Source organism: Bradyrhizobium sp. HKCCYLRH3097, assembly GCF_051167875.1.
GTDB lineage: Bacteria > Pseudomonadota > Alphaproteobacteria > Rhizobiales > Xanthobacteraceae > Bradyrhizobium.
On the sequence record NZ_JBNPTX010000015.1, the window covers coordinates 63,945 to 84,871 of the forward strand.

Genomic DNA, 20,927 nt, shown 5'->3' on the forward strand with positions numbered 1-20,927 from the left:
TCGACGATCAAGCTCCAACGTTGCTCGCGCGTGCTGCCGCCACAAACACCGTCGTTGCGAGCGCAGCGAAGCAATCCAGAGTTTCACGCGCAGCCCTGGATTGCTTCGCTGCGCTCGCAATGACGGAATGATCGTTAAGCGCCAAACGCAGGGGGGCGCGCTGCGCTTGCCCACCCCGCAATCTGCATTCCATCCATCACGCGTTGAACCAGCCGCGCGCATCGCCCGTGAACGAATAGTACAAGCCCATCGTCGTCAGCGCGCAGGAAATGACCTCGATGCCGGCATCGAGCGTCATGCCCTTCTGCCCGATCACCTGCACCAGGGAGATGTCGGACAGCACCAGCGCCCCCAGCAGCACCCAGCGCGGCCAATTCCTGCGGCGCTGCGCCGCCAGATAGACGAAATAGAACAGCACCAGGATGACCACCCCGTTGAGCACGGTCTGCGCGGTGATCATGTCCTCGGTTACGTCGAAGGTCGGCGTCCGGTCAGAGACCGCAACCGACAGCGCGTCCAGCATCAGCGAGATGTAGAGCAGCACTTCGAACCACAACACGTTGCGCGGCACGCTCATTGTCATTCCCTGGGGAACTCGAGCCCCATCTCCCGGTAGCGGTCGGGATCGTCGCCCCAGTTCTCACGCACCTTCACGAACAGGAACAGGTGCACCGGCACGCCGGTGATCTCTGCGATTTCCTTGCGCGCCTGCGCGCCGATCGACTTGATCGTCGCACCGCCCTTGCCGAGCACGATCTTGCGCTGGCTGTCCCGCTCCACGAAGATCGTCTGCTCGATGCGGATCGAGCCGTCCTTGCGCTCGGTCCAGCTGTCGGTCTCGACCGTGGACTGGTAGGGCAGCTCCTGATGCAGATGCGAATAGATCTTCTCACGGGTGATCTCGGCCGCGAGGTGCCGCATCGGCGCGTCCGACATCTGGTCCTCGGGATAGTGGAACGGACCGGGCGGCACCATCTCCGCCAAGGCCCGCCTGAGATCGTCGACCCCGTCGCCGGAGATCGCCGAGATCATGAAGGTGCGCGCGAACGACAGCTTCTCGTTGGCAGCCGCGACCAGCGCCAGCAGCTTCTCGCGCGGCACCAGGTCGACCTTGTTGACCACCAGGATCTTCTCGTGCGCGACCGCAGCCGCCTTGTCGATGATGGCCTGCGCCTCATCGTCGATGCCCTTCTTGGCATCGAGCAGCACGCAGACGAGATCGGCATCATGCGCCCCGCTCCAGGCCGTCGTGACCATGGCGCGGTCCAGCCTGCGCTTCGGCGCGAAAATGCCGGGGGTGTCGACCAGGATGATCTGAGACGCGCCTTCGATGACGATGCCGCGGATCAGTGCCCGCGTCGTCTGTACCTTGCGCGAGACGATCGTGACCTTGGAGCCGACCAGCGCGTTGACGAGCGTCGATTTGCCGACATTGGGCGCGCCGATCAGCGCGACGAAACCGCAGCGGGTCCCGGCAGCCGGCACCGATTGTTGTTCAGCCGTCATTGCTGCCGCCGCTGACGCCTTCGCGCTCGATCATGACCGATGCCGCCACCTTTTCTGCCGCCCGCTTCGAGCCGCCGACGCCTTCGGCCGGCTCCAGCCCCGGCAGGTCGACGGCGACACGGAACTGCGGATCGTGATGCGGGCCGGTGCGCTCCACCTCCCGGTACACCGGGGTGGGCAGGCCCTTGCCCTGCGCCCATTCCTGCAGCACCGTTTTCGGATCGCGGAGCGGGCGCCGCGGCTTGTGCATGCGCTCGGTCCAGTTGCGCTCGACGAATCCAGCGGCGGCCGTGTAGCCGCCGTCGAGGAAGATCGCGCCGATCACCGCCTCGCAGACGTCGCCCAGCACCGACTTGCGCAACCGCGCCCCGGCGCCGGCGCCGACCGCGCCGAGCTTGATGTCGTCGAGCAGGCCGAGCGACTTGGCGACGTCGGCACAGCTCTCCTTGCGCACGAGATCGGCGAGCCGCTTCGACAGCTCGCCCTCGTCCGCGCTCGGAAACGAGCGGTACAGCATGTCGGACACAATCAGGCCGAGCACGTGATCGCCGAGGAATTCGAGCCGCTGATAGCTGTCGCCGCGCTTCTTGGACGATTTCAGCGCCGAGACGTGGGTAAAAGCGGTGCTGAGCAGCGACGGATCGGCAAAGTGATGGCCGATGCGCGCCTCGATCGCGGCATTGGCGGCCTTGTCCGCGGCCTTGGCGCCCTTGGCGGCGCTGGTCCCCGCGCTCTTGGTACGGCGACCGCCCTTCGCCTTGCTGCGCGGCTTGCCGTCGGAATCGGCCTCGGCAACGAGCGCGGTCGGGTCCGCCCCATCCTCGGTCGGGCGAGCGGGCACCGATTCGGACTCGACGGTCTTCATGTCTGGCTTGGAGACCGGCTTCGCGTCGGTCTTGGAATCGGCCTTCGGCTCGGTCTTGGGCTCGCTCTTCTGCTCAGGCTTGATCTCAGACTTCGGCCGCGACGCGGCCTTGGGCGTTGCCTCCAGCGCACCCGTGCCGGGTTGCGGGCTCGATGCGGCAGCCTGCGTGGTCTGGATTTCGGGTGAGTCGTCGATCATCGCACGAATTTGAAGATTCGATTCCAGCGCACCGATACCGGCCAGCGCCAGAACGCCCAGGCATGCTCGCCTTCGGCAATGGAAAAGAAGATCAGCTGCGCACGGCCGACGATGTTCTCGAACGGCACGTAGCCGACCTGGCTGAGGAAGCGGCTGTCGGTCGAGTTGTCGCGGTTGTCGCCCATCATGAAGAAGTTGCCGGCCGGCACGGTATACACCGCGGTGTTGTCGACATAGCCATTGTCGACGCAGTCCAGCGTCTCATAGCTGACGCCGTTCGGCAGGGTCTCCTTCCAGCGCTTGACGCGCGCGGTCGAGTCCGGCTGCCCGCAGGGATCCTCGCCGATGAAATCGGAGAGCCGCTCGCGCTGCACCGGCCTGTCGTTGATGTAGAGCAGCCCTTCGCGCACCTGGATGCGGTCGCCAGGCAGGCCGATCACCCGCTTGATGTAGTCGGTGGTGTCGTCCTTGGGCAGACGAAACACGACGATGTCGCCGCGGTTCGGCTCCGAGCCGAAGATGCGGCCCGAGAAAATCGGGGGTGACAGCGGAATCGAGTAGTGGCTATAGCCGTACGAATATTTCGATACGAACAGATAGTCGCCGACCAGCAGGGTCGCCTTCATCGATCCCGAGGGGATGTTGAACGGCTGGAACAGGAAGGTGCGGATCACCAGCGCGATCAGCAGCGCATGAACGACGACACGAACGGTTTCACCGAGGCCGCTCTCAGTCTTGGTTCCGGAGGTCACGCTCATCGCTCTTTCAATGTCCCTTGGCGAATGGTCCGACGATTCGCCAGCCGTTGCCGAACACCCCTCCGTCCGCGAACACCATACCGTTCCGCGGCTTAAGGGAGTCTGTCCTGATTCTGGTGGTTAAGGCCAACTCCGGTTTGACCCAGAATCCGCCCGTGATGTAGCCGGTTCGATCCCGGCGGGTTTTAGACGACTGCGCGGGGCCGCGCAATCAATCGCCGTATCAAAACTACATAACTCGCTGGAATCGATCGCATTTTTGTTTTTCCTGCGGGGGCGGCCGCCCTTCAGGATGTCTCGCGGCGCACCGCCGAAATTATGACGAAGGCTTGCGCCAGCGGCCAGTCGTCGGTGATCGACAGGTCGATGCGCGGCTCGTGGCCCTCGGGGGTCAGCGCCTTCAGCCGTTCGGCCGCGCCACCCGTGAGCTGCATGGTCGGCCTGCCGCCGGGCAGATTGACGACGCCCATGTCGCGCCACCACACCCCGTGACGGATGCCGGTGCCGAGCGCCTTGGCGCAGGCCTCCTTGGCGGCGAACCGCTTGGCGTAGGTGGCGACCACCATCTTCTCGTTCTTGGCCCGCCGCTCGGCCTTGGCGCGCTCGGCCGCGGTGAAGATCCGGTTCAGGAAGCGCTCGCCGTGCCGGTCCATCACCTCGGCCACGCGACGGATGTCGATCAGGTCGGAGCCGATGCCGATGATCATGCCGATGTCCCCAGCCGCGCCCGGCCGCGATCCATGGCCGCGCGCATGGTCCGGACGGTCTCGGCGAGGCCCACGAACAGCGCCTCCCCCATCATGAAGTAGCCGATGTTGAGCTCGACGATCTCCGGCAGCGCCGCGATCCGCTCGGCGGTGGCATAGTCGAGCCCGTGGCCGGCATGGACCTCGAGCCCGGCCGCATAGGCCTGCCGGGCGCCGGTCACGATCCGCTCCCACTCCACCTCCGCCTTGTCGTGGTGGCCGTCGGTGATGGCATCGCACCAGCCGCCGGTGTGGATCTCGATCACGGGCGCGCGCAGCCGCGCCGCCATCTCGATCTGCGCCGGGTCGGCGGCGATGAACAGCGACACCCGGATGCCGGCGTCGCTCAGCCGGGCGATCGCCGGCGCCAGCGCCTTGTGCTGGCCGACCACGTCGAGGCCGCCCTCGGTGGTCAGCTCCTCGCGCCGCTCCGGCACCAAGCAGCAGGCATGCGGGCGCGTCGCGAGTGCGATCCGCACCATCTCCTCGGTGGCCGCCATCTCGAAGTTCAGCGGCTTGGAGATCTCGGCCTTCAGCCGCGCCATGTCGTCGTCGCGGATGTGCCGGCGGTCCTCGCGCAGATGCGCCGTGATGCCGTCGGCCCCGGCCTCGATCGCGAGCAGCGCGGCGCGCACCGGATCGGGGCTGCGGCCGCCGCGGGCATTTCGCAAGGTGGCGATGTGGTCGACGTTGACGCCGAGGCGCAGCTTCGGAGGATGTGACTTTGACGGATCGGACATGGGCCGGCTCGCAGGACTTTCGAATAGACTACGGCTTGTTTAGCGCATCCCGAAGCAGAACGCCGCAGCCATCCCCGCAGATTAGCCATTCACCCGGTCGACCCGCGCCACGATGGTCTTGGCGCGCAACTGGTTGATGATCGCCGAGAGATGCTTGAGGTCGTAGACCTCGAGATCGATCGTGAGCTCGGTGAAATCAGGCGAGCGGCGGCTCATGCTGATGTTGTCGATGTTGCCGTCATGCTCGGCGATCACGGTGGCGACCTGGGCGAGGCTGCCGGGCTCGTTGACGTTCTCGACGCGAATGCGCGCCGGAAAGCGCTGCGGCGAGGTCTCGTCGACATCCCAGCGCACGTCGAGCCAGCGCTCCGGCTCCTCCTCGAAATCCTTCAGCGCCGGCGACTGGATCGGATAGATCGTGATCCCCTCGCCCGGCGTCACGATGCCGACGATGCGGTCGCCCGGCACGGCGCCACCGTTCGGCGCGAACTTCACCGGCAGGCCGGAATTGAGCCCGCTGATCGGGATGGCGAACGGGCCGCGGTGGGGCTCGGCCGCGGGCGCGGCAGCCTTGGCCGCCGGCGCGGCGGCCGTCTTCTTGGCGCCATAGCGCACGACGCGCTCTTCCTTGTAGTCCGGATACATCGCGCGCGCGACGTCGGAGGCCTTGATCTCGCCGCGGCCGACCGCCGCCATCACGTCCTCGATCGAGGCGCGCGCCAGACGCGGCAGCGCGCCCTTGAGCTTGTCGTCGGCATATTCGAGCTTGGTCCGTTCGAACAGACGTTCGACGATGCGCCGGCCCAGCCCGGCATATTGATCGCGCACGGCGGTTCGGGTGGCGCGCCGGATGGCGGCGCGTGCCTTGCCGGTGATGGCGAGCGTTTCCCAGGCCGAGGGCGGCGCCGACTGCGCATCCGAGGTCAGCACTTCGACCTCGTCGCCGTTCTGCAGCTCCGACGACAGCGCTGCGAACTTGCCGTTGATCTTGCAGCCGACGGCGCTGTTGCCGACGTCGGTATGCACCGCATAGGCGAAGTCGATCACGTTTGCGTGGCGTGGCAGCGCGATCAGCTTGCCCTTCGGCGTGAAGCAGAACACCTGATCGTGAAACAGCTCGAGCTTGGTGTGCTCGAGGAACTCTTCGGGGTTGGCGCTCTCCGAAAGGATGCCGATGGTGTGGCGGAGCCAGGCGAAGGCGTTCGATTCGCGCTTCAGCCGTTCCGTCGGCGAGGCGAGGTCGTCCTTGTAGAAGGCGTGGGCGGCGATGCCGAGTTCGGCGATCTGATCCATCTCCTCGGTGCGGATCTGCAGCTCGACGCGCTGCTTGCCCGGGCCGATCACGGTCGTGTGGATCGAGCGATAGTCGTTCTGCTTCGGCGTCGAGATGTAGTCCTTGAAGCGGCCGGGCACGACAGGCCAGGTCGTATGCACGATACCGAGCGCACGATAGCAGGATTCCAGATCCGGCATGATGACGCGAAAGCCGAAGATGTCGGACAGCTGCTCGAAGCCGATGGATTTGCGTTCCATCTTGGTCCAGATCGAGAATGGCCGCTTGCGGCGGCCGAACACCCGCGCGGTGAGGCCGTGCTCGCGAAACTTGCGGGCCAGCTGGCTCTCGATTTCGCCGATCAGGTTGCGGTTGCGCTCCGCCAGCGCATCGAGCCGCTGCATCACCACGCTGTAGGCCTGCGGGTCGAGCGTCCGGAACGAGAGATCCTCGAGTTCCTCGCGCATCTCCTGCATGCCCATCCGGCCCGCCAGCGGCGCGTAGATGTCGAGCGTCTCCTCGGCAATCCGCCGCCGCGATGCCTCCGGCACGAACTCCAGCGTGCGCATGTTATGCAAGCGATCCGCGAGCTTGACCAGCAGCACACGCACGTCGTCGGCGATCGCCAGCAGGAGCTTGCGCAGATTCTCGGCCTGCTTGGCCTCGCGCGAGACCAGCTCGAGCCGCTTCAGCTTGGTCAAGCCTTCGACGAGCGCACCGATCTCGGGGCCGAAGAAGCGGTCGATCTCGGCACGGGTCGCCTCGGTGTCCTCGATCGTGTCGTGCAGCAGCGCCGCGACGATGGTGGCGTCGTCCAGCTTCAGGTCGGTCAAAATGGCCGCGACCTCGAGCGGATGCGTAAAATACGGGTCGCCCGACGCGCGGGTCTGCGACCCATGCGCCTTCATGGCGTACACGTAGGCGCGGTTGAGCAGGTCCTCGTTCGTATCCGGATTGTAGGAGCGGACCCGTTCCACGAGATCGTACTGCCGCATCATGCGGGAGCGCGGCTTCGGCGGCCGCGGCCGCTCAGCCGGCGGCGGAGGCGCCAACGCGGCCGATTCGGCCGCCGCCTGCATCTGCTGAGGAGTGTGGCCCGAAACCACCATGGAAAATGACTAAACCTTTATCTTCGTGACCAAATCTGCCGGATGGCAGGCGCTCGGCGCAGCCCTATGGTAATCACGGAATCACGTTCAAATGCAAAGGCCCGGACGTGGTCCGGGCCTTCACATTCTCACAAGTTAGCTGGAGCTCGCGCTGACGGTGACGAGACCGTCACTCGTCCTCTTCCGGCTGCTCTTCCGGCGGAGCGAGGCCCTCGAGGCCCTTCAGCAGCTCTTCCTCGGTCATGCGCTCGACGGCGACCTCGGTGTCGTCGGCATCGACGCTGGCACCGGCCGAGCCGATCAGCGGCACCGTGTCCGGCTCCGGCTCGTCGACCTCGACGAACTTCTGCAGCGAATGCACCAGCTCTTCCTTCAGATCCTCGGGAGAAATGGTCGAATCCGCAATTTCCCGGAGTGCGACGACGGGATTCTTGTCATTATCTCTATCAATTGTAAGTTGCGATCCTGATGAGATCATGCGCGCGCGATGCGCGGCCAGGAGAACCAGGTCGAACCGGTTGTCGACTTTATCGATACAATCTTCCACAGTGACGCGCGCCATTGTCGCTCCGGTCCTTTGTGTGCTTAATATGCTGATTATGCTGGGCTAGTTATAGAGGCTGGCCGGCTTTCGCAAGGCAAAACTGGCGTCAGGGTTCGGTAAGGGGCAAGGAGTACCGAATTCGGCAACCTTGACTGGCGCTCCGTCCAGACCCGTGGAATTCGGGCCTTGGACAAGAAAACGCTTCATTACGTCGTCACAAGTGCGCCTTTGTTGCCCCGACCACTCCTGTTTGCGGTAACCTCACACCAGATGGACCGCCGACGCCTTGGCAGTATCTTGAAATGGAATGCGCGACCGACTGGAGTCGCGCCAAAAATAGAATCTAACTGAACGCGAGACACTGAATGTCATCTTCGACCAACAAGATTGCGCTCTTCATTGACGGCGCCAACCTATACGCCACGGCCAAGACGCTCGGCTTCGACATTGACTACAAGCGCCTGCTCAAGGAATTTCAGAGCCGCGGCACGCTGCTCCGCGCGTTCTATTACACCGCGATCATCGAGGATCAGGAGTACTCGTCGATTCGGCCCTTGATCGACTGGCTCGACTACAACGGCTATACGGTCGTCACCAAGGCGACGAAGGAATTCATCGACGCCAGCGGCCGGCGCAAGGTCAAGGGCAACATGGACATCGAGCTCGCCGTCGATGCCATGGAACTCGCCGAGCATATCGACCAGATGGTGCTGTTCTCGGGCGACGGCGACTTCCGTTCGCTGGTCGAAGCGATGCAGCGCCGCGGCGTTCGCGTCACCGTGATCTCGACCATCTCCAGCCAGCCGCCGATGATCGCCGACGAGTTGCGCCGCCAGGCCGACGTCTTCACCGACCTCATGGAGTTGCAGTCCAAGCTCGGCCGCGACCCATCGGAGCGCCCCGCCCCGCGCGAGCCGCGCCACCATTCTCCGCAATTCCTGCAGCGCTCGACCACGGCGCCCGCCCGCGCCACGACCACCACCACCACGCCCAACGATGACGATTTCGAGGACTAGGCGGACGGGCACTCAGCCTGCGCCGCCTGCCCCGTCTTCGACCAATCCCGATCGAGACTGTCCGCTGTGCCCTCGCCTCGTTGAGTTCCGCGAGGCGCAGCGCGCGCGTGAGCCGTCATGGTTCAACGCCCCGGTGCCGTCGTTCGGCGATCCCGACGCGCGCCTCCTGATCGTCGGCCTCGCGCCAGGGCTGCAGGGTGCGAATCGCACCGGGCGCCCGTTCACCGGCGACTATGCCGGGGAGCTGCTCTACGGGACGCTGCTGCACTACGGATTTGCAAAAGGCCGCTTCGAAGCCCGCCCCGACGACGGGCTGACGCTGGTGGACTGCCGAATCAGCAACGCGGTGCGCTGCGTGCCGCCGCAGAACAAGCCGCTGCCGGCCGAGATCAACCAATGCCGGAGCTTCCTCGGCGCCACCATCGCCGCGATGCCTCGGCTGCGCAGCATCGTCGCGCTCGGCCGCATCTCCCACGACACGCTGCTGAAGCTGCTGGGCTTGCGCGCGGTCGCGGCGCCGTTCGCCCATGGCGCCGTGCACCAGGCCGGCGGGATCCGGCTGTACGACAGCTATCACTGCTCACGCTACAATACGAACACCGGCGTGCTCACGACCGAGATGTTCCACGCCGTGTTCGCGCGCGTGAAGGCGGATCTGGATTAGTTCGGCCGCCCCACCCTCACGCGGCAGATGCGCGGTTGTCCTTCAGCCACGCCAGCACGTCGCCCGCGTTCCTGTCCGGTGGAAACACCGGATAGAACACGTGGGTGATGCGGGCGTCGTCCACGATCATGGCAAGCCGCTTGATCATGGTCAGCCCGGCGATCTCCATCGTCGGCAACCGCAGGGCATTGGTCAGCTCGAGCTTTTCGTCCGACAGCACCGGAAACGGCAGGTGCAGGCGTGAGGCCATCTCGGTCTGATAGGCATTGCTCTGCGTCGACAGGCCGAACACATGCGCGGCGCCGGCCGATTTCAACTCGCCGAACAGGTCGCGGAAGCTGCAGGTCTGCGGCGTGCAGCCGCGCGCACCCGGGATCATGTCCCAGTCATCGACGAGCGACACCTTGCCGGGTTCGCCGGTCCGCGGATAGGCGAACACGACGGTCCGTCCTGGCAGATCGGACAACGTGACCAGCGTGTCGTCGGTCGCACGCAGTCCGATCGCGGGAATGATCGTCCCGACCAGATGATCGGCTGCGCCGTCGTCGGTCGGAGCCGGAATCCGGCTCCAGTCGACGTCCAAGAGGTTCTTCTGATTCATCGGATGCTTTCCCAAGGCTCAGGCGTGCCGCCGAGGAGCGCGCGGCAAAGGTCTCGTTAGCCGCGCGCCCGCAGCAGCCGGCCCTTCTCGCGGCCCCAATCGCGCTTCTTCTCGCTCTCGCGCTTGTCGTGCAGCTTCTTGCCCTTGGCGACGGCGAGCAGCAGCTTGGCGCGGCCCCGCTCGTTGAAATAGAGCTTCAGCGGGATCAGCGTCATGCCTTCGCGCTCGACCGCGCCCATCAGCTTGTTGATCTGCTTGCGATGCAGCAGCAGCTTGCGCGGCCGCTTCGGCTCGTGATTGAAGCGATTGGCCTGCAGATATTCCGGAATGTTGGCGTTGATCAGCCAGATCTCGCCGTTGCGCGAATCCGCATAGGATTCCGCGATCGTCGACTTGCCGCCGCGGACCGACTTCACCTCGGTGCCGGTCAGCGCGATGCCGGCCTCGATGGTGTCCTCGATCGCGTAGTTGAACCGCGCCTTGCGATTCTCGGCGGCGACCGTGATCTTGGGTTCGTTCTTTTCAGCCATCAGGACTTTTTCAGGAGATCACGGATCTCGGTCAACAGCTCGACCTCGGCCGAGGGCTTCGCCGGCGCCGCGGGGGCTGCCGCTTCGTTCCGCTTCAACCTGTTTATCACACGGATGATCATGAACAGCACGAAAGCGATGATGAAGAAGTTCAGGGTCAAGGTCAGGAACTGTCCATAGGCCAGCACGGCACCCTGCTTCTTCGCGTCCGCAAGGTTGCTCGCATTGACCGTCTTGGACAGCGGGATGAAGTAGTTCGAGAAATCGAGGCCGCCGGTGATGGCGCCGATGATCGGCATGATGACATCGGCGACGAGCGAGGTGACGATGGCGCCGAAGGCCGCGCCGATGATGACGCCGACGGCGAGGTCGACGACGTTGCCCTTCATCGCGAATTCACGGAATTCCTTCAACATGCTCGCGTCCCCCTCAGATACGTCGGCTCAGTTGATCAGTCCGGCATGAACCATCGCCTCGCGCACCGCGACCCGGGTCGGCTCCGACACCGGCACCATCGGCAGCCGCAGCTTCTCCTCGATCTTGCCGAGCAGCGACAGCGCGTATTTCACCGGGGCCGGGTTGGACTCGATGAACAGATTGGTGTGCAGCGGCATCAGCTTGTCGTGGATCTTCAGCGCCGTCGCGACATCGCCCTTCTGCCAGGCCTGGTGGAATTCCGAGCACAGCCGCGGCGCGACGTTCGACGTCACCGAGATGCAGCCATGGCCGCCATGCGCCATGTAGCCGATGATCGTCGCATCCTCGCCCGAGAGCTGGTTGAACTCCTCGCCCATCGCGGCGCGCTGCTGCGACACCCGCACCATGCTCGCGGTGGCATCCTTCACGCCGGCGATGTTCTTCAGCTCGAACAGGCGCTTCATGGTGTCGACGGACATGTCGATCACCGAGCGCGGCGGAATATTGTAGATGATGATCGGAATGCCGATCGCGTCGTTGATCGCCTTGAAGTGCTGATACAGGCCTTCCTGCGTCGGCTTGTTGTAATAGGGCGTCACCACCAGCACTGCGTCCGCCCCCGCCTTCTCGGCGTGCTGGGCGAGCTCGACCGCCTCCTTGGTCGAATTGGAGCCGGCGCCGGCGACGACGGGCACGCGTCCCCGGGCCTCGGCGATGCACCACTCGACCACCCGCTTGTGCTCGTCATGACTGAGCGTCGGGCTCTCGCCCGTCGTGCCGACCGGCACGAGGCCGTTGGTGCCCTCGTCGATCTGCCAGTTCACAAGGCTGCGAAAAGCGGCCTCGTCCACGGACCCGTTCTTGAAAGGAGTGACCAAGGCGGTGAAAGAACCCCGGAAATTCGTCTTGGCTGCCATGAAACTCCCTCCCAAACGCCGTTTGGCCCCTGTGCGAGCCACTTCATACCGGGTCTACCGACGGGGCGGAAGGCCCGCCCGCGGCTGGGCTGCCTTCTCAACAGGCACACGAATCGCGCGAATCGCTTTGCCGAGGCCCGCGATCACCCTTCGCTGAAGCCCCACGGCCCGCACGCCGCCCTTCGGTCGTGATTTCGCCGCGGTGTTGGCGCAGGTTGCAGTCCTTCCCGGTATATTTAGGATTTGTTCACCTTTTCGATAGACCCATGTTGGTCAGGGGATCGAAGTCATCCGCCGCAAAAGGAACGCCGTGCCCTTTTCTGCCCGCGCCACTGCATTGCGATCGACCGCCCTGTCGGTGTCACTCTCGGTGTCCTTGGCCGCCGGCCTGACACTCGGATGGGCTCTCGCCGGACATAGCGCTCTCGCCAAGGACCAGGCCGCTGGGTCCAAGGTTTCGGGATCCAAGGTTACAGGAGCCAAGGCTCCCGCGACCAAGGTTCCGGTGCCGAAGGCGCGTCCGATCGCGCGCAGCGCGGTTCCGAAGACGAACACCCACGAGGCCGCCGGGACCAAGAGCGAGGTCGACGCGCGGGCCGAAGCGAAGGCCGAGGTCAAGAGCAGCCCCAAAGGCGCCGGCGAGACGCCGCGCGCGGCCCCGAGGGACATCACCCCCAGCGCGGCGGCTGCAAGCCTGCCGGCCCGCCAGCATGCCGCCCTGCCCGCCTCCCGTAAGCTCGTGGTGCCGGCTGCGATCGCCGTGACGTCCTCGACCTCGCAGTCCGACAAGGACGCGCTCGAAAACGTGATCGAGCTCGTCCGCAAGCGCAAGCCCAGCGATGCCACCGAGGTCGTGCAGGCGATCTCGGATCCCGTGGCGCGCAAGCTCGCGGAGTGGGTGATCCTGCGCAGCGACAACAACAATGCCAGCGTGGAGCGCTACCGCGCGTTCATCACCGCCAATCCGTCCTGGCCGTCACAGAGTTTCCTGCGGCGCCGGCTCGAGGCCGCCTTGTGGGACGACAAGCGCGACGATGCCGTGGTGTGGTCGTGGTTCGAGAACGAATCGCCGCTGTCGGCCAAGGGCAAGTTCGCGCTGGCCCGGGTGATGCTCAATCGCGGCGACCGCGCCAATGCCGAGCGCCTGGTGCGCGATGCCTGGCGCAACGACGCGATGTCCGAGGAGACCGAGAACAACATCCTGGACCAGTACGGTGCCCTGCTGTCCGGCGGCGATCACAAGGCGCGGATGGACACGCTGCTGTATGGCAGCGAGCACGAGGCCGCCATGCGCGCTGCCCGGCGGCTTGGCTCGGGCCACGTGGCGCTGGCAAAAGCGCGAATCGCGGCCTACCGCAAAGCCTCCAACAGCCAGAGCCTGCTCGATGCCGTGCCGCGCGAACTCCACGGCGATGCAGGCTACATCTTCAGCCGCATCCAACTGCTGCGGCGCGATGAAAAATTCGCCGAGGCGGCGCAGCTGATGCTGAACGCGCCCAAGGATCCCGGCCGCCTGCACAATCTGGACGAATGGTGGATCGAGCGCCGGCTGCTGGCGCGCAAGATGATCGACACCGGCGAATATCGCAACGCCTACCTGATCGCGCGCGACGCGGCGCTGCCGAACCGCGACATCTACAAGACCGAGCAGGAATTCACCGCGGGCTGGATCGCGCTGCGTTTCCTCAACGATCCGGCCACCGCGGCCCAGCACTTTGCACGGATTGGCGTCGGCAGCGTCAATCCGACCACCCTGGCGCGGGCCGGCTATTGGCAGGGCCGCGCGGCAGAAGCGATGGGGCGCATGCAGGAGGCGCGCGCGGCCTATACGTCGGCCGCCGAGCAGTCCACGAGCTACTACGGACAGTTGGCGCGCGCGAAGCTCGGCCTGCCGCAGCTCGGCCTCAATGCCGCGCCGAGCGGCCGCGGACGCGGCGTCGAACGGCTCGAGGTGGTGCGCGCGGTGCAACTGCTCTACGAGCTCGACGAGGGCGAGGTCGCGATCCCGATCTTTGCCGACATGGGCGATAACGGCGACCCCGACGTGCTGGTCGGAATCGCGGAAATCGCCGCGCGAAACAGCGATGCGCGAGCGATGCTGCTGGTTGGCAAGGCCGCGCTCAATCGCGGACTGCCGTTCGATCATTACGCCTATCCGGTCACGGGCATCCCTGCGTTCCGGGCGCTCGGGCCGGAAGTCGAACAGAGCGTGATCTTCTCGATCGCGCGCCAGGAGAGCGCCTTCAACCAGGCCGTGGTCTCGCCGGCTCAGGCCTACGGGCTCATGCAGGTCACGCCGGATGCGGGTCGCTACGTCTGCAAGCGAGCCGGCGTCAGCTTCGATCTGAACCGGATGAAGACCGACCCGGTCTACAACGCGCAGCTCGGCGCGGCTGAGCTTGGCGGCCTGCTCGAGGACTATCGCGGCTCGTACATCATGACGTTCGCGGCCTACAATGCCGGCCGCGGCAGCGTACGGAAATGGGTCGAGCGGTATGGCGACCCACGCGATCCGAAGGTGGACGCGGTGGATTGGGTCGAGCTGATCCCGTTCGCGGAGACCCGCAACTACGTGCAGCGGGTGATGGAGAACCTGCAGGTCTATCGCGCCCGCTTCGGCGGCGGCTCGCGGCTGCAGATCGAGGCCGATCTGCGCCGCGGCGCTGTGGTGGAGTAGCGAGTAGCGAGTAGCGAGTAGCGAGTAGCGAGTAGCGAGTAGCGAGTAGCGAAGCCTGGGCTCCGCTCCGTCGTCAACTGCTATTCGCTACTCCCTATTCGCCATTCGCCCGCACTTACCAGTTGCGCTGGGCACGCACCAGCAGCGAGACCGAGTCCTGGTCCTTCAACTGGTAGGTCGTGGCCGGCTTGGCGACCGCCGCGACCGCCGGTGCGTTCGCCACGCCGGTGAACTTCTGGTCCAGCCGGGTCCAAGCGACGTCCGCAGAGAAGGTCAGATTCTTGACCGGCGTCCAGCGCGTGATCACACCCACCGTCGAGATGTTGAAGTCGGGGTTGCAATTCGCAGGCGTGATTCCGAGAGCGACCATGCCCGCACCGTTGCAGATCAGTCCCTTCGCGGTGTTGTTGTATCTGACGCCGCTCCAGGAGCCGTAGACCGCCGTGTTCCAGAACGGATCCCAGTTGTGGGTAAAGGCACCCCGGAAGCCGTAGGTGGTGGTCAGCTGCTGCTGGGTATTCGCCCCAAACACCGAATCCGACACGCCGGCGAAGCCCAGGCTCTGGAAAGCGCCGGCCATGTTGCTGCCGCCGTACATCGCGTAGTTGATCGGCGCGAGGCTCTGGAAGTTGTAGCGGCTGGCACCGTTGGTGTAGACGCCCTGCAGATTGATGGTGTCGCCGGCGCCGGTCGGGATGTTCTTGATCGACAGGGCGAGCTGACCGGCATAGCCCCATTTATCTGCGGGATGCCCGGTCGTCTCGTTGGCACCGAAGAAGGCGGCGTGATTGTCGTGCGCCGCGAAGGACGCCTGGAACAGGCCCCAGGCCTGATCGACGCGCACCATGCCGACGATGTCGGGCGCGACGTTGCCGCCGAAATTCGACGTGCCATAGCTGCCGGTGAGCACGCCGGCGGCCGTCTGTCCCGCCGTATTCCAGATCTGCGACTGCGAATACTGCGTCGCATCCTGGGCCGAGATCGCGGCCGTGATGCCCGAGCCGAAGTCCGCGGTGTAGGTGAACTGGTTGACGCCGGTGATGGTGCCGCCGCCTCCGGTCAGACCGTCGAAATTGTTGCCGGGGTAGTTGGCCCAGGGCGCGTCGAACTGCGACACGGCCTTACCCATGGTGAAGCCGGCGAACTGGATGAAGGCATAGAAGACGCCGATCCCGCCTTGCGCGATGTTGCCGTCAGCCTGCGCTCCAGGCGCGCCCGCCGTCGAATAGGCAGTTGCGCCCGTGGCGGAGCCGGTACCGGCATAGCTGCCCCCGGTCCACTGGAAGACACCGTCGAAGAAGGTGCGCACGACGCCATATTCGGTCGCGGTGCGGGTGTCGATGTTGAGGTCGGCGCGCGAACGCGTCGTGTAGTAGTTGCTGAGACGATTTCGCCCGCCGGCGACGCCGTTCACGGCATTCTGGAAGATCGTATTCGTGCCGAAGCCGGCCTCGACCCGCAGATAGCCGCCGAGCTTGATGCAGGTGTCGGTGCCCGGAATGTAGAAAAATCCGGCGCCGTACATCGAGCAGACCCTGACATACTCGACCGCTTTGGCCTTGATCGGAAGGTCGGCGGCCTGAGCCCCACCCATGGCGAGCAACGCCGCCCCTGAGCCCAAAACAAGGCTCCTCACAGTCTTCATACTAACCTCCAAATTGCTCAGTTCAGACCGGCCCGGCTCGACATCGAACGACCGCCCCAACGGTCAGCCCGTCTCCAGCTGCACCACAGTGCCCGCGCATAGCGTTGCAGTGGGAACGATCGCGAGGCAGAGTTGGTGCTTTATCGGACCATTCTCGTGACCGGCCGGATCACGCATGTGGCACGGCCGCGGCACGGCGCGCGGTCGCCATATCTCCAAGAGTAATGTGTCGGGGAAGACTTTCGCCGCCGAATGCGTGTCGCGGTCGTGGCGGGAATGCAGCAGGACGGACGTCGAGAACCGCGGCGAGCGCGAGGCTCAAACTCTCTGGCCCCGTCATCCCGGCGATCGTGGCACGGGCCCTCGCCCGCCCGAGATCACGCAGGCCAAGCTTGGCTCAAACGCGCGGTCGAACCGAGCGAATCCGCCGACCACCTCTCACGGATGTTTGAGCCGCATGGCCACGAGGCGGTCGCGAAATTCCATCCAGATCGTATTGCGTCGCGTGGCCGCGCGGTGTGGTTCTCGGGCGGGTCGGCAGCATGTTTGTCAGCGACAAAGCGGCACGGTGAGGAATGCGGGTCTCGGTGCTGGAGCACGCGCTGGCGAGGCAAAGAAAAACCCCCGGCAGTTGCCTGCCGGGGGTTGGTCAAACCGTCGTGAGACGGTCTGGATCAGAAGTTGCGCTGAGCGCGGAGCAGCAGGACAGCCGACTGCTGATCCTTCAGCTCATACACCGCAGCCGGCTTGGCGACAGCGGCGGCAGCCGGGGCCGTGACCGAACCCGAGTGCTTCTGGTCGAGCCACGAGTAGGCGAAGTCGGCCGAGAAGGTCAGGTTCTTGACCGGGGTCCAGCGCGTGATCAGGCCGATGGTGGCCAGATCGAAGTCCGGATTACAGGTCGAACCCGCGTTGAAGGCCGCAACCACGCCGGGGCTGGTGCAGATCAGGCCCTTGGCCGTGCCGTTGTAGCGGACGGCAGCCCAAGACCCGTAGATCGCAGTGTTCCAGGCCGGGTTCCAGTTGTGGGTGTACGCACCGCGCACACCGTAGGTCGTGGTCAGCTGCTGCTCACCACCGGTCGTGAAGACCGAGTCGCCCACGCCGGCAAAGCCGACGCTCTGATAGGCGCCAGCCAGACCCGTGCTGCCGTACATCGAATAGCTGTTCGGCATCAGGCTCTGGATGTTGTAGCGGCTCGCACCGTTGGTGTAGACGCCCTGCACGTTGATCGTGTCGCCAGGTCCGGTCGGGATGTTCTTGATCGACAGGGCCAGCTGAGCCGCCCAGCCCCACTTGTCGGCCGGGTGGCCGGAGGTCTCGGACGCGCCGTAGTAAGCGACATGGTTGTCATGCGCCGCGAACGACGCCTGGAACAGACCCCAGGCCTGGTCGACACGGACCATACCGACGAAGTCCGGAGAGACGTTGCCGCCGTAGTTGCTGGTGCCGTAAGCACCACCGATCACGCCAGCCGCCGTCGAACCCGCCACGTTCCAGAGGTTGTTCTGGTAGTAGGCGGTCGCATCCTGAGCCGAAACGGTGGCCGTGATGCCGGAGCCGAAGTCAGCAGTGTAGCTGAACTGGTTGACGCCGGTGACCGTGCCGCCGCCGCCGGCGAGACCGTCGAAGTTGTTGCCCGGATAGTTCACCCAGGGCGTGTCGAACTGCGACACGGCCTTACCCATGGTGAAGCCGGCGAACTGGATGAAGGCATAGTACACGCCGACCGAACCCTGCGCGATATTGCCGTCAGCCTGTGCGCCCGGCGCACCAGCCGTCGAGTAAGCGGTCGCACCGGTGGCCGAACCCGTGCCGGCATAGCCGCCGGAGGTCCAGCTGAAGGTCAGGTCAGCGAAGGTACGGACCACGCCGTACTCGGTCGCCGTGCGCGTGTCGATGTTGATGTCCTGACGAGCGCGGGCCGTGTAGTAGTTGCTCAGGCGGTTATGCGCACCACCCTGGCCGCTGAACGCGGCGTTGAAGTCGCTGTTCGTGGCGATCGCCGTTTCAGCGCGGAGATAGCCGCCCAGCTTGATGCAGGTGTCGGTGCCGGGGATGTAGTAGAAGCCCGCACCATACAGGGAGCAAACCTTCACATACTCGACCGCTTTGGCCTTGATCGGAAGGTCGGCCGCCTGAGCCGCGGACATGGCGAGCAGAACTGCCGCCGAGCCGAGGACAAGGCTCTTAACCGTCTTCATTTAAACCTCCAAGTTGCTCTTTTGAGAAAGAACCGGACCAAGATCCCCCAGGACGATCCGCTTCCTCTGCTCCCGAAAAACCGCTTCAGCCGCTTCGCGCCATCGGACACACCCGCATCACGCGAGGGACTTAAGCGAACCACCTGTCACGGGACGATCGAGTAACCCCCCACCGTCATCAGGAACTATGCCTTCGCTCATTCAGTAAGCAAAATAGTTTATGCAGTCAGGTAATTGAATGAAGCCGAAATGTGTCTTGGGGGCAACACAATGGCAGCTTGTTGTGCAGCGCACGGGGGACGGCCGATGTCCTCCTAGATAAGTGATTTTGTTGCGGATTTTTTTTCTTTAGGGTCGAGCTTCGTACCGGAACTCCTGAGCAATGGCGCCCTTGAAGAACATGTCTGCCGCACCTGTGGAAGCGGACGCGCAACCGAAGACTGCCGAACATCTGCCGAAGAATCGCGACGCCATTCTTCGCTTCGCCCGGGAGATCTCCACGATCAACGTCCATCTGGAGGAGCTGAGGTACTTCTGGGCCAAGAGAATCGGCATCAGTGGCCCGCAATGGATGATCCTGATGGCGATCTCCGAGCTGGATCAAGGCGAGGGAGTCGCCGTGAATGCGGCGGCCAAGCGGCTGCACGTCGACCCTTCGTTCGTCACGACGCAGTCGAAGCTGCTCGAGAAGAAGGGCTTCATGGAACGCAAGCCCGCCCCCAACGATGCGCGCGTGGTCCGGATGTCGCTCACCACCAAGACATCGGAGCAGTTCGCCGAGCTGGAAGCTCAGCAGGCGCAGATCTTTAGCTTCATCTTCGAGGAATTCGACGCTCGCGAGCTGGCGACCTTCACGGACAAGCTGGCTGGCCTCAAGGACCGTTTCGAGAAGGCCAGCGCGCGACTCACGATGGGACTCTGAGGCCCCCGAGGCGGTCACGGCCCGACCGCCTCCTACGGGGGAGCTGAAGCAGACATGCGGTCGCGTCAGCCTGGAGGCCGCTGAGACCCCGCCAGACGCTTGGCGATCCAGTCGAAGACGAAGGCATCGGCCTCGAGCCAATCGGCGCCCGCGCTGGAGACGATCTTCAGAGTGATGTCCGGGTGCTCGCGCTTGATCTGCGCGATCAGCCGGGTTGCGATGTCGGCCCGCAGCCAGCCACGCTCCGGCACCGTCACCAGCAGCGGACACATGATCTGCCGCGCCGCCAGCCCATCGCTCGCGATCGACAGCCTGCCCCGCTCGCCCGCACCGGGTCGGCGTGACAGGAAGACGCGCTCGTGAATATCCCACAAGCCGGCGTCGCAGACCGCCGCAGCATAACGCGGATCGAGTGCGATGCCGCGCGCGACGAAGGACGAGCTCCAGTCATCGGCCAGGATCGCGATCCGGCCTTCGTCCACGTCGTCACGGGACGTCGCGTAGTCCATCATGCTTGCGATGGCTGATTCGAGATCGCGACGGCCGACGATCTCCTCGAAGCGGCAGTCCGGTCCGCTGCCCAGCAGATCGACCACCAGCAGCGCCAGGCCGCGCTGCTCCGCATGGGCTGCAAGCTTGAACAGGGAGGTTTCCTTGCGACGGCCGGGCTCACCGATGCAGATGACGGTGGGCGCCCTGCCTGCCTCGCAACGCGCCGGCAGGAAATAGGCTTCGAGCGGGTAGTCGGCGCGCCAGTGAATTGTGACGACCTCTCCTTGCGGATCGGCACCGCGCAGGAATTCGCGCGCACATTCGCGCATGCGGGACAGCACGACGGCCTGGCGGGAGCGTGAGCTGCTGAACGGACAGGCCGCAGCCTCATAACAATCGATCGCGCGCGACAATTTGCGAAACGCCAGCTCGGGACGGCCGCTGCTCACGGCGTCGGCGGCGGCAGCCTTCATCGCATCCGCGCATTGCATCCACTCGCGGTACCAGGACTCGTCGTCGCTGGCCTCGATCCGCTGCGCAACCGCCAGACATTCCGCAAGCTCGGCCCGGCCCTCGGGCCGCGCTTCCAGCAGCCGCGTGATGGCGCCCGCCAGATCGTCTTGGTCGGACCACGGACGCAGCACTCCCACAGAGCCTTCCGAACTCATCTTTGGACTCATTCCTCACTGGCGTGACGGTGTGGCCCCGTCATCTGGCGGTCATGGTGACCATCCGGCATTTCCCGGTCAAGCCGATGCGCAACGATTTTTGGAGAGACGATCGATGTTTGCGCTGACGGCACGGCCTGCGGAGATCACGCCGGGGCTCTGCAATCGAGACGCAACGTCAGATGCTGGGCGGCGAGGAGATCCCGACATGAAGAAGCCTCCGGCGGGGCATCGCCAGAGGCTTCCTGGGGTCTAACATCGTATGATCGTCGTCTTGCGTAGGTGGTGAATGATTACTCAGGCATGACAAAATTAGCTTATCAACTCATCTGTTTTCAACACCATTTTTAAAAAAATACCAGCATGCAGCCAAACTACTGAAACGAATGCGATTTTCGAGCCACAGGCAATCGGATCCCTTGCTCAATTGCCTCG

The 20,927-nt window shown here is 64.8% G+C and carries 19 protein-coding genes; 4 read left to right on the forward strand and 15 right to left on the reverse strand.

Going from position 1 to position 20,927, the window contains the following annotated elements:
• Positions 1-196: 196 nt before the first annotated feature.
• The 8 genes from ACQR0U_RS28640 to rpoZ all read right to left on the reverse strand — a co-directional run bounded on the left by ACQR0U_RS28640 (position 197) and on the right by rpoZ (position 7,757).
• On the reverse strand, positions 197-577 hold the full coding sequence (locus ACQR0U_RS28640; protein ID WP_434843810.1) for a hypothetical protein: 381 nt from the start codon (positions 575-577) through the stop codon (positions 197-199).
• 2 nt (positions 578-579) lie between these two features.
• The gene (gene era, locus ACQR0U_RS28645; protein WP_315711401.1) at positions 580-1,506 is read right to left on the reverse strand and encodes a GTPase Era; all 927 of its coding nucleotides are present in this window, start codon (positions 1,504-1,506) and stop codon (positions 580-582) included.
• The gene (gene rnc, locus ACQR0U_RS28650) at positions 1,496-2,569 is read right to left on the reverse strand and encodes a ribonuclease III (RefSeq protein WP_316226277.1); all 1,074 of its coding nucleotides are present in this window, start codon (positions 2,567-2,569) and stop codon (positions 1,496-1,498) included. Before rnc ends, era begins: the two co-directional genes overlap by 11 nt.
• Positions 2,566-3,327, reverse strand: coding sequence for a signal peptidase I (lepB, locus tag ACQR0U_RS28655; RefSeq protein ID WP_434872347.1), 762 nt, complete (start codon positions 3,325-3,327; stop codon positions 2,566-2,568). Before lepB ends, rnc begins: the two co-directional genes overlap by 4 nt.
• 287 nt (positions 3,328-3,614) lie before the next feature.
• Complete coding sequence (gene acpS, locus ACQR0U_RS28660; RefSeq protein ID WP_315711397.1) at positions 3,615-4,034, reverse strand: holo-ACP synthase; 420 nt, start codon at positions 4,032-4,034, stop codon at positions 3,615-3,617.
• Positions 4,031-4,813 (reverse strand): pyridoxine 5'-phosphate synthase, encoded by a 783-nt coding sequence (locus ACQR0U_RS28665; protein ID WP_315752944.1) that lies wholly within the window; start codon positions 4,811-4,813, stop codon positions 4,031-4,033. The genes acpS and ACQR0U_RS28665 overlap by 4 nt, the downstream gene beginning before the upstream one ends.
• Positions 4,814-4,894: 81 nt before the next feature.
• Positions 4,895-7,195, reverse strand: coding sequence for a RelA/SpoT family protein (locus ACQR0U_RS28670; RefSeq protein ID WP_315711393.1), 2,301 nt, complete (start codon positions 7,193-7,195; stop codon positions 4,895-4,897).
• A gap of 169 nt (positions 7,196-7,364) precedes the next feature.
• Positions 7,365-7,757: a DNA-directed RNA polymerase subunit omega gene (rpoZ, locus tag ACQR0U_RS28675; RefSeq protein WP_006612728.1), complete on the reverse strand. Its 393-nt coding sequence runs from the start codon at positions 7,755-7,757 to the stop codon at positions 7,365-7,367.
• A 347-nt stretch (positions 7,758-8,104) separates the two neighbouring features.
• On the opposite strand from rpoZ, the gene ACQR0U_RS28680 reads away from it, so the two are divergent.
• Together ACQR0U_RS28680 and ACQR0U_RS28685 are read left to right on the forward strand one after the other, a co-directional pair.
• On the forward strand, positions 8,105-8,755 hold the full coding sequence (locus ACQR0U_RS28680) for an NYN domain-containing protein (RefSeq protein ID WP_316226278.1): 651 nt from the start codon (positions 8,105-8,107) through the stop codon (positions 8,753-8,755).
• Positions 8,736-9,419 (forward strand): uracil-DNA glycosylase, encoded by a 684-nt coding sequence (locus ACQR0U_RS28685; RefSeq protein WP_315711389.1) that lies wholly within the window; start codon positions 8,736-8,738, stop codon positions 9,417-9,419. The genes ACQR0U_RS28680 and ACQR0U_RS28685 overlap by 20 nt, the downstream gene beginning before the upstream one ends.
• Before the next feature lie 16 nt (positions 9,420-9,435).
• On the opposite strand, the gene ACQR0U_RS28690 is transcribed toward ACQR0U_RS28685, so the two are convergent.
• From ACQR0U_RS28690 to dapA, 4 genes are read right to left on the reverse strand one after another with little or no spacing between them, the layout of a single operon-like run.
• Positions 9,436-10,020, reverse strand: a complete 585-nt coding sequence (locus ACQR0U_RS28690) for a peroxiredoxin (protein ID WP_316226279.1) — start codon at positions 10,018-10,020, stop codon at positions 9,436-9,438.
• A gap of 56 nt (positions 10,021-10,076) precedes the next feature.
• Positions 10,077-10,550: an SsrA-binding protein SmpB gene (gene smpB, locus ACQR0U_RS28695; RefSeq protein WP_315711387.1), complete on the reverse strand. Its 474-nt coding sequence runs from the start codon at positions 10,548-10,550 to the stop codon at positions 10,077-10,079.
• Entirely contained in the window at positions 10,550-10,966 is a 417-nt protein-coding gene (gene mscL / locus ACQR0U_RS28700; RefSeq protein ID WP_315711385.1) for a large conductance mechanosensitive channel protein MscL, read from the reverse strand. The genes smpB and mscL overlap by 1 nt, the downstream gene beginning before the upstream one ends.
• A gap of 27 nt (positions 10,967-10,993) precedes the next feature.
• Positions 10,994-11,884 (reverse strand): 4-hydroxy-tetrahydrodipicolinate synthase, encoded by an 891-nt coding sequence (dapA, locus tag ACQR0U_RS28705; protein ID WP_315752947.1) that lies wholly within the window; start codon positions 11,882-11,884, stop codon positions 10,994-10,996.
• Between the two features lie 310 nt (positions 11,885-12,194).
• Between dapA and ACQR0U_RS28710 the strand changes: the two genes are divergently transcribed.
• Complete coding sequence (locus ACQR0U_RS28710; RefSeq protein ID WP_316202696.1) at positions 12,195-14,561, forward strand: lytic transglycosylase domain-containing protein; 2,367 nt, start codon at positions 12,195-12,197, stop codon at positions 14,559-14,561.
• Between the two features lie 115 nt (positions 14,562-14,676).
• Here ACQR0U_RS28710 and ACQR0U_RS28715 read toward each other — a convergent pair whose 3' ends face one another.
• Positions 14,677-16,206, reverse strand: coding sequence for a porin (locus ACQR0U_RS28715; RefSeq protein ID WP_315711381.1), 1,530 nt, complete (start codon positions 16,204-16,206; stop codon positions 14,677-14,679).
• A gap of 674 nt (positions 16,207-16,880) precedes the next feature.
• Positions 16,881-18,410 (reverse strand): porin, encoded by a 1,530-nt coding sequence (locus tag ACQR0U_RS28720; protein WP_316175172.1) that lies wholly within the window; start codon positions 18,408-18,410, stop codon positions 16,881-16,883.
• Between the two features lie 400 nt (positions 18,411-18,810).
• Here ACQR0U_RS28720 and ACQR0U_RS28725 point away from each other — a divergent pair, with 400 nt between their 5' ends.
• Positions 18,811-19,332: a MarR family winged helix-turn-helix transcriptional regulator gene (locus ACQR0U_RS28725; RefSeq protein WP_315711378.1), complete on the forward strand. Its 522-nt coding sequence runs from the start codon at positions 18,811-18,813 to the stop codon at positions 19,330-19,332.
• A gap of 65 nt (positions 19,333-19,397) precedes the next feature.
• Here the strand turns inward: ACQR0U_RS28725 and ACQR0U_RS28730 are convergent, their stop codons facing one another.
• Positions 19,398-20,492: an alpha/beta hydrolase family protein gene (locus tag ACQR0U_RS28730; RefSeq protein WP_434872348.1), complete on the reverse strand. Its 1,095-nt coding sequence runs from the start codon at positions 20,490-20,492 to the stop codon at positions 19,398-19,400.
• Positions 20,493-20,927 lie beyond the last annotated feature (435 nt).

What these genes read in the sequence shown, in the direction of transcription:
- ACQR0U_RS28640 (WP_434843810.1), bottom strand. Translation starts at nt 577, where the DNA reads ATGAGCGTGCCGCGCAACGTGTTGTGGTTCGAAGTGCTGCTCTACATC.
- era (WP_315711401.1), bottom strand. Translation starts at nt 1,506, where the DNA reads ATGACGGCTGAACAACAATCGGTGCCGGCTGCCGGGACCCGCTGCGGT.
- rnc (WP_316226277.1), bottom strand. Translation starts at nt 2,569, where the DNA reads ATGATCGACGACTCACCCGAAATCCAGACCACGCAGGCTGCCGCATCG.
- lepB (WP_434872347.1), bottom strand. Translation starts at nt 3,327, where the DNA reads ATGAGCGTGACCTCCGGAACCAAGACTGAGAGCGGCCTCGGTGAAACC.
- acpS (WP_315711397.1), bottom strand. Translation starts at nt 4,034, where the DNA reads ATGATCATCGGCATCGGCTCCGACCTGATCGACATCCGTCGCGTGGCC.
- ACQR0U_RS28665 (WP_315752944.1), bottom strand. Translation starts at nt 4,813, where the DNA reads ATGTCCGATCCGTCAAAGTCACATCCTCCGAAGCTGCGCCTCGGCGTC.
- ACQR0U_RS28670 (WP_315711393.1), bottom strand. Translation starts at nt 7,195, where the DNA reads ATGGTGGTTTCGGGCCACACTCCTCAGCAGATGCAGGCGGCGGCCGAA.
- rpoZ (WP_006612728.1), bottom strand. Translation starts at nt 7,757, where the DNA reads ATGGCGCGCGTCACTGTGGAAGATTGTATCGATAAAGTCGACAACCGG.
- ACQR0U_RS28680 (WP_316226278.1), top strand. Translation starts at nt 8,105, where the DNA reads ATGTCATCTTCGACCAACAAGATTGCGCTCTTCATTGACGGCGCCAAC.
- ACQR0U_RS28685 (WP_315711389.1), top strand. Translation starts at nt 8,736, where the DNA reads ATGACGATTTCGAGGACTAGGCGGACGGGCACTCAGCCTGCGCCGCCT.
- ACQR0U_RS28690 (WP_316226279.1), bottom strand. Translation starts at nt 10,020, where the DNA reads ATGAATCAGAAGAACCTCTTGGACGTCGACTGGAGCCGGATTCCGGCT.
- smpB (WP_315711387.1), bottom strand. Translation starts at nt 10,550, where the DNA reads ATGGCTGAAAAGAACGAACCCAAGATCACGGTCGCCGCCGAGAATCGC.
- mscL (WP_315711385.1), bottom strand. Translation starts at nt 10,966, where the DNA reads ATGTTGAAGGAATTCCGTGAATTCGCGATGAAGGGCAACGTCGTCGAC.
- dapA (WP_315752947.1), bottom strand. Translation starts at nt 11,884, where the DNA reads ATGGCAGCCAAGACGAATTTCCGGGGTTCTTTCACCGCCTTGGTCACT.
- ACQR0U_RS28715 (WP_315711381.1), bottom strand. Translation starts at nt 16,206, where the DNA reads ATGAAGACTGTGAGGAGCCTTGTTTTGGGCTCAGGGGCGGCGTTGCTC.
- ACQR0U_RS28720 (WP_316175172.1), bottom strand. Translation starts at nt 18,410, where the DNA reads ATGAAGACGGTTAAGAGCCTTGTCCTCGGCTCGGCGGCAGTTCTGCTC.
- ACQR0U_RS28725 (WP_315711378.1), top strand. Translation starts at nt 18,811, where the DNA reads ATGTCTGCCGCACCTGTGGAAGCGGACGCGCAACCGAAGACTGCCGAA.
- ACQR0U_RS28730 (WP_434872348.1), bottom strand. Translation starts at nt 20,492, where the DNA reads ATGAGTTCGGAAGGCTCTGTGGGAGTGCTGCGTCCGTGGTCCGACCAA.